Source organism: Aminobacter sp. P4_H6_2, from assembly GCF_056400805.1.
In genome coordinates, this window is record NZ_JBFUKO010000322.1 from 1 (window position 1) to 6,212 (window position 6,212).

Consider the following 6,212-nt stretch of genomic DNA (forward strand, 5'->3'; position numbering starts at 1 on the left):
GGGCAAAAGGCGTTCCATTCCGAAACGCATTTTCGCCGGCGTGGCCGGCTGAGGGGACGCTATGAAGACCGAATTCAAGAGAAAGCTGATCAACGTCGCTGCCACCGCMATGACCGGCGCGGCACTGTTGTTGGCCGCCGGCCAAGGCAATGCTGATGCGGCAAGCAAGATCGTCGCCAAGGTGTCGATCAGCCAGCAGCGCATGCAGGTGCTGATCGACGGTCGCTCGACCTTCGTGTGGAAGGTGTCCACGGCCCGCAGGGGGTATGTGACCCCAAAGGGCTCGTACAAGCCGACGCGCATGCACGAGATGTGGTATTCGAAGAAGTACGACAACGCGCCGATGCCGCATTCGGTATTCTTCAACGGCGGCTATGCGGTGCATGCCACCAACCAGGTCAGTCGGCTGGGCCGGCCGGCGTCGCATGGCTGTGTTCGGCTGCACCCGGACAATGCGGCCGATTTCTACGAGTTGGTCCAGGCCTACGGCCCCAAGAACACCAGCATCCAGATTGTTAAATAGGCGCCTGCGCCGACGCCCAGCTTTTTGTCCCTTACGTGTGCCCGTCCAGAAACAGCGAAGGCTGATTTTGGGCGGTCGCGCGCGTTTTCGCACCTCTTCAATGACGCCGCGACCTATCCGGCTGGGCATTTCTTGGAGCGTTGCACGGCAGTGCACAAATTCCTCTCACTCCCTTCAGCCATAGCGGAAATGCCAGCAAAACGGTCAAAGATATGGCGATTTCCTACATTTTGCACGCCTGTGCAAAATTATGCCGAATCCGGATTGACATGAACGTACCGGCAATGGAATGAATATGCCAACAGGCACGGGAATGTGCCGCACCGCCTGGAGGTGGTGGTGGCGTCGGAAGCAGGGACGGCGAGGAGTGTCGTGCGGCAGCGTTCGCGTCGACACAAGTTCCGTTTCAAGGCGCCCCAGGGAGGAGAGTTCATGTTCGTGCCATTGCATGAAAACCGTGGCGCGCGTCTGCCTGAGGTGGGCGTACGTGGCCAGTTCGCAAGCAGGGCCGAAAGGCACGCGCGGGGCTGTGCCTCGTGACCGATTCGTCCCAGACATCAGTCAAGGCAGTGGTGGCGCGGCCGCTCAGGGCCTCCATTGCTGCCCCGACCCGTGGCCAGCGCCTGCGCTACCGGCTCAAGGTTGCGCTCAGGGAGCCGACGACGACGATCGGCTTCCTTGCCGCGGCGCTGTTCACCTATCTCATCGTCGTGCCGATCATCTCGATGCTGTCGGACGCCGCGCGTGTCCAGTTCGGCGACGAACGCCGCATCAAGCAGGATGTCGGCGAACTGACCTGGTACTACATCGAGCGTGTGTTCACCTCGCGGGTCTCGCATGACCTGTTCTGGGAGCCGCTGGTCAATACGCTGAGCGTGGCGGTCGGCGCGATCGCGCTCTCCATGCTTGTCGGCGGCACGCTTGCCTGGCTGCTCAGCCGTACCGACATGTTCGGCCGGCGCTGGTTTTCGACCGCGCTGATCGTGCCTTACATGCTGCCGGCCTGGACCTTCGCGCTGGCCTGGACGACCCTGTTCAAGAACCGCACGGTCGGCGGCCAGCCGGGCTGGATGGAGTCGCTCGGCTTTTCGCCACCCGACTGGCTGTCTTATGGCCAACTGCCGGTGACGATCATCCTGGCGCTGCATTATTCGCCCTTTGTCATCCTGCTGTTCGGCAATGCGCTGCGCCGCTTCGACTCACAGCTTGAGGACTCGGCACGCATTCTTGGGGCGAGCCGGCTGACGGTTGCCCGCAAGATCATCATGCCGCTGATGCGCCCGTCGCTGATATCGGCGATGGTGCTGATCTTCGCCAAATGCCTCGKCGAGTTCGGTGTGCCTTATGTGCTTGGCCTGCCGGTCAATTTCGACGTGCTGGCGACCTCGCTCTATCAGAACATCGCTTCCCGCCAGGTTGGCGTGGGCGCCGTTCTTGCCGGCTCGATCATGCTGATCGGCATCATCACCATCACCATCGACGCCAAGCTGATGAAGGAAGCGCGCCGCTTCGTCACCATCGGCTCCAAGGGCTCGATGAACAGGCTGAGCCCGCTTGGCATCATGCGCCTGCCTGCAACCGGCTTTGCCGTTCTGATGTTCCTGCTCAGCGTCGGCCTGCCGATCGCGACACTGTTCCTGTCGACGATCATGCGGGTGCCAGCGCAGTTCAATCTCGACAATTTCACGCTCGACTACTGGATCGGCACCAACCTCAACACGGTGGCACTGCAGACCGGCATCCTGCTAAGCCCCGACCTTTGGAATGCTGCCTGGAACAGCCTGCGCATCGTCGGCGTCGCTTCGGTAACCTCCGGCATCCTCGGCCTGCTTGTCGGCTATGTCGTGGTGCGCACGCCTGTCAGGCCGCTCGGCACGTTCCTGCGCCAGGTGACGTTCCTGCCTTATCTCGTGCCGGGCATTGCCTTCGCCGCGGCCTACCTGTCGCTGTTTGCCGTGCCGCGTGGGCCGATCCCCGCACTTTACGGCACCACACTGATCCTGATGCTGGCGCTGATCGCCGACCAGATGCCTTACGCCTCGCGCGCCGGCATCGCGGCCATGATGCAACTCGGCAAGGATCCAGAAGAGGCAGCCCAGATCGCCGGTGCCGGCTGGTTCCGGCGCATGACGTCGATAGTCATACCGATCCAGAAAGGCTCGCTGACGACCGGCATCCTGTTGCCATTCATCTCCGGCATCAAGGGGCTGAGCCTGTTTGTTGTGCTGGCAGTACCTTCGACAGACGTGCTGACCACCTATTCGCTGCGGCTCGTCGACTACCACTACACGCAGGCCGCCAACGCGGTGGTGCTGATCATCGCCGGCCTCGCCTATTTCGGCGCGCTGCTCGGCCAGAAGCTGACCAAGACCAATCTCGCCCAAGGACTGGGGAACTGACATGCCGAAAATCAATCTGCGCGGCGTCGAGAAGAATTACGGGGCCAATTCCGCCAATGCGGTGGCCGATCTCGACCTCGAAATCGGCGACGGCGAATTCATGTGCCTGCTCGGACCGTCGGGCTGCGGCAAGACAACGACGCTGCGCATGATCGCCGGGCTGGAGCATCTGACCGCCGGCGAGATCAGGGTCGGGCCGCGCGTCGTCGACTCGGTCATCGAAGGCGTGTTCATTCCGCCGGAAAAGCGCGAGATGGGGCTGGTGTTCCAGAGCTATGCGCTGTGGCCGCATCTGACCATCGAGCGCAATACCGATTTCGGTCTCAGGCTGCGCAAGATGCCCAAGGCCGAGCGCGAGGAACGCGTCGACCGCGTGATGAAGACGCTCGGCATAGACAAGTACCGCGACCGCTACCCCTCGCAGCTGTCCGGCGGGCAGCAGCAGCGCGTCGCTTTGGCGCGCATGCTGGCGGTCAATCCGGAAGTGCTGTTGCTCGACGAACCGCTGTCCAATCTCGACGCAGCCCTCCGCCTCGAGATGCGCGCCGAGCTCAAGCGCCTGCACGCCGAATTCAAGACGACGATCGTGTTCGTTACCCACGACCAGTGGGAGGCGATGACGCTGGCGACCACGATCGCGGTGATGAGCGAAGGACAGCTGCAGCAGGTCGGTACGCCCAACGACATTTACGACCGGCCRGCCAACCGTTTCGTTGCCCAGTTCGTCGGCAACCCGCCGATCAACATCGTCGAGCTTGGCAATGCCAAGTCGGAGGTTTCGACCAGCGCCAGAGCGTTCCTCGGCGAACGTTATGCCGAACTGCGCGACGCCGGTTCCATCGGCATCCGGCCGGAGTCGATCAGGCTGGCAAGCGAAGCGGGCGAGGTGCCTGAGGGCGCATTCTCCGGCCAGGCGCAAGTGACGGGCATCCTGCCGACGGGCGGCAGCTGGATCATCGAGCTGACCTCGTCGGGCGAAAAGCTGTTTTTGACGACGCATCAGTCGCCCGAGATCGAGGTCGGCGAGAAGGCGATTTTCTGGGTGAAGCCCAAGACGCTGCACGTATTCGACGCAGCAGGCGACCGGCTCGAGGCTGCCGACCGGCTGCTTCGTCCCGCGAAGGTTCACTGAGAAGAAGACGGCGCATGGCTGGAGGAGCCATGGGCTGGAAGTGCAGGCACGAGACCGGAAACCAATGGGCCGCGGGATGCAACGCGGTTCAACAGAGGGAGGAAAACATGAGCAGATTTTTCACTACCAGGGCAAAGAGGCTTTTGTCGGCATCCGTGCTTGCGGTCGCAGCCGGAATGCTTGCAACGGCGGTACAGGCCGAAGAAAAATTCGACCTCAACGCGCTGATCGAAGCCGCGAAGAAAGAGCCGCCGATCAACGTCTATTCGAGCACCGGCAAGATCGTGAAGCAGGCCGAGAACTTCACCAAGAAGTACGGCGTGCAGGCGACAGGCACCAAGGCCAATGCCGCAGCGCAGCTCGAAATGGTGATCCGCGAAGGCCAGGCCAAGAATGTGCAGGGCGACGTGATCCAGATCAGCGACGTGCCGGCCGGTGTGGCACAGCTGGTGCCGCAGGGTTTCGTCGACAGCTGGCTGCCGCCGGATCTCGCCGACAAGATCCCGGCGCAGTACCAGAACCCGCTGACCGTCTCCAACGAAGCCAACGTCTTTGCCTACAACACACAGCTCAACGAAAGCTGCCCGGTCAAGAACATCTGGGAGCTGACGGAGGCCAAGTGGAAGGGCAAGCTCGCCATGCAGGACCCGCTCAACAAGGCGTCCTATGTCGACTGGTTCAACCAGATGGCGACCAAAGCCGATGACAAGGTGGCTGCGGCCTACAAGGAATATTACGGCAAGGACCTGGTGACCGACGAGTCTGGTGCCACCGCCGCGTGGGTGAAGGCGCTGGCCGCTAACGGCCCGCTGTTGGCCGACGCTGACGAAGGAGCCGCGCAGGCTGTCGGCGCACCGGACCAGAAGGAGCAGTTCGTCGGGCTCGTCAGTTCGGCCAAGTTCCGCAACAACCAGGATGTGGGTTCCAAGCTCGGCCTGTGCACCGGGCTCAAGCCTTTCGCCGGCTGGATGTATCCGAGCCTCGGCTTCATCGCCAAGGGCACCGACAGCCCCAATGCGGCGAAGCTGTTCATCCACTATCTGATGACCGAAGAAGGCATCGCGCCGCAGGCAGCCGACGGCAAGATGTCGACCAATAGCGACGCCAAGCTGCCTGACGACGAGCCTTCGGGCATCGGCAAGGCGCTCGACCAGATCTTCCCCTACGATTCAGCGACGGCCCAGAGCGACTGGGATGCGCGTCAGGATTGGCAGGACCTCTGGCGCGTCAACTACCAGAAATAGACTGACGCAACTGCGGCGCCCGGCATGATGCCGGGCGCGTCTGGCCGGATTTAAACGGGAGGAAACCATGAAACCGGCGTTTGACATGAGCAGCAAGACAAGCAGAGCTTTGGCGTCGACCGCGCTTGCGGCGGTATTTGCAGCCGCAATGTTCGGTGCGGCTCCGGCACGGGCCGACACCTTCGACCTCAATGTGCTGGTGGAGGCGGCGAAAAAGGAAGCGCCGATCAACATCTATGACAGCACCGGCAAGATCGTCGAGATGGCCGAGAACTTCACCAAGAAGTACGGCCTGCAGGCGACGGGTGTCAAAGTATCGGCGAACGCTCAACTGGAGATGATCATCCGCGAGGGGCAGGCCAAGAACGTCAAGGGCGACGTCGTGTTGATCACCGACGCGCCGGCAGGCCTGGCGCAGCTGCTGCCGCAGAAATTCGTCGAGAGCTATCTGCCGCCTGATATGGCCGACAAGATCCCGGCCAAGTTCCAAAATCCGCTCGCCATCACCACCAACGCCGCAGTCTGGGCCTACAATACCGAAGCCTACGACGCCTGCCCGGTGAAGAACATCTGGGAGCTGACCGACGCGAAATGGAAGGGCAAGGTCGCCTTCTACGACCCGCTGTCGAAGGGCACCTACCCGGACTGGTTCAACCAGACCGCAACCCATGACGATGACAAGATGAAGGCTGCCTACAAGGCGCATTTCGGCAAGGACATCGATGTTGGCGAAGACAGCGCCACGGCAGCCTGGGTCAAAGGCTTTGCCGGCAATTCGCCGCTGCTTGCGGACGCCGACGACGCGATATCGGAAGCTGTGGGCGCACCCGGCCAGACGGAGCCGTTCTTCGGCTTGATGAGCTCGGCCAAGTTCCGTGACAATGCCGACAAGGGCTTCAAGCTCGGGCTTTGCC

At 62.1% G+C, this 6,212-nt stretch carries 5 protein-coding genes; all 5 read left to right on the top strand.

The window, feature by feature from the left end; all coding sequences use genetic code 11:
- Positions 1–61: 61 nt before the first annotated feature.
- Positions 62–523, top strand: coding sequence for a L,D-transpeptidase (locus AC1DUU_RS20450; RefSeq protein WP_476785228.1), 462 nt, complete (start codon positions 62–64; stop codon positions 521–523).
- A gap of 569 nt (positions 524–1,092) precedes the next feature.
- Positions 1,093–2,922, top strand: a complete 1,830-nt coding sequence (locus AC1DUU_RS20455) for an ABC transporter permease (protein ID WP_476785232.1) — start codon at positions 1,093–1,095, stop codon at positions 2,920–2,922.
- Between the two features lies 1 nt (position 2,923).
- Positions 2,924–4,054 carry an ABC transporter ATP-binding protein gene (locus AC1DUU_RS20460; protein WP_476785229.1) on the top strand — a complete coding sequence of 377 codons (1,131 nt, stop codon included), beginning with the start codon at positions 2,924–2,926 and terminating at the stop codon, positions 4,052–4,054.
- A gap of 107 nt (positions 4,055–4,161) precedes the next feature.
- Positions 4,162–5,298, top strand: coding sequence for an ABC transporter substrate-binding protein (locus tag AC1DUU_RS20465; RefSeq protein WP_476785230.1), 1,137 nt, complete (start codon positions 4,162–4,164; stop codon positions 5,296–5,298).
- Positions 5,299–5,383: 85 nt separating this feature from the next.
- The coding region (locus AC1DUU_RS20470; RefSeq protein WP_476785231.1) for an ABC transporter substrate-binding protein at positions 5,384–6,212 on the top strand (829 nt) is incomplete at its 3' end.